This is a genomic window from Subtercola sp. YIM 133946 (genome assembly GCF_036553535.1).
GTDB lineage: Bacteria > Actinomycetota > Actinomycetes > Actinomycetales > Microbacteriaceae > Subtercola.
In genome coordinates, this window is sequence record NZ_JAZHPE010000038.1 from 1 (window position 1) to 1285 (window position 1285).

Below are 1285 nucleotides of genomic sequence, written 5' to 3' on the forward strand. Positions count from 1 at the left end.
ACTTCGAAGCCCACACGCCTGGCATATGGGACTGCTGACGGTGTGGTTGACTCGGTTGGTTTGGAGTTTTTAGGCCGCGAGTGTGGCCTTTTGTATTGTCTCAAACTCGATAGGGGTGAGGCGGCCGAGTCTGCGTTGCCGGCGGCGTCGGTGGTAGGTCCGTTCGATCCAGACAACGATCGCGAGGCGGAGCTGTTCGCGGGTGTGCCAGCGGTGTTTGTTCAGCACGTTCTTCTGCAGCAGGCTGAAAAACGATTCCATAGCCGCGTTATCGCCACACGCGCCGACCCGGCCCATGGACCCGGTGATGCCGTATTCGCGGAGGGTTTCCACGAACTTCCGGGACCGGAATTGCGACCCACGATCGGAGTGCAGCACGGTGCCATAGGGGTGGCGGAGCCATGCGGCGTTCCGGAGTGCGCTGACGGCCAGGCTCGCGGTCATCCGTGAATCGATGGAGTACCCCACGATCCGGTTCGAGCAGACGTCCTTGATCGCGCAGAGATACAGTTTCCCCTCATCGGTCCAGTGCTCGGTGATATCGGTGAGCCAGAGCTCGTCGACCCGGGACGCGGTGAAGTCGCGTTCCACGAGATCATCGTGCACAGGCGGGCCGGCTTTCCGGTTCAGGCCCCGTTTCTTCGAGAACACGCTCCACACCCGATGCTCGGAACACAACCGCCACACGCGTCGTTCCGAGGCCCGGATACCGGATTCGTCTTCGATCTCGTCCGCGATGAACCGGTACCCGAACGCCGGGTCGCTGTCGTGGATATCGATCGCCGCGTTCACGAGGTGCGCGTTGTCCCAGTCCCTCGCCGGGACCGGGTTCCGTACCCACTTATAAAACGCCTGCTTCGAAAACCCCAACACCCGGCAGGTCACCGCGACAGGGATCCTGTCAGCAGCCAGTTCACGGACCAGCGGGAACATCATTTTGGGAGCGACGCCTGGGACAGATACGCTGCCGCGCGTCGAAGGATCTCGTTCTCCTGCTCGAGCAGCCGGATCCGTTTCTTCGCCTCACGCAACTCCGCCTGGTCGGCCTGGGTCACACCGGGCCGGGCACCGTCCTCAATATCAGCACGTTTGACCCAGGCATGAATGGTCGCATCAGAGATCCCGAAGTCCTTCGCGATCTGACTGAACGGCGCTTCACGCTTCCGGGCGACCGCGACAACGTCACGACGAAACTCCGCAGGATAAGCAATAGCCATGATGAACATCCTTCCAGCGAGAACAAAATTCTCACACGGTAGGAGTCAACTAAACCGTCAGCAGTCCC

Annotated in this window: 1 protein-coding gene; it reads right to left on the reverse strand. The window is 61.1% G+C overall.

Annotation, left to right across the window (positions count from 1 at the left end; all coding sequences use genetic code 11):
* Window positions 1-69: 69 nt before the first annotated feature.
* A protein-coding gene (locus tag V3W46_RS12610) for an IS3 family transposase (protein WP_331783472.1) occupies window positions 70-1217 on the reverse strand; the annotation gives its coding sequence in 2 pieces (ribosomal slippage) (window positions 70-950 and window positions 950-1217; 1149 coding nt in all).
* Window positions 1218-1285 lie beyond the last annotated feature (68 nt).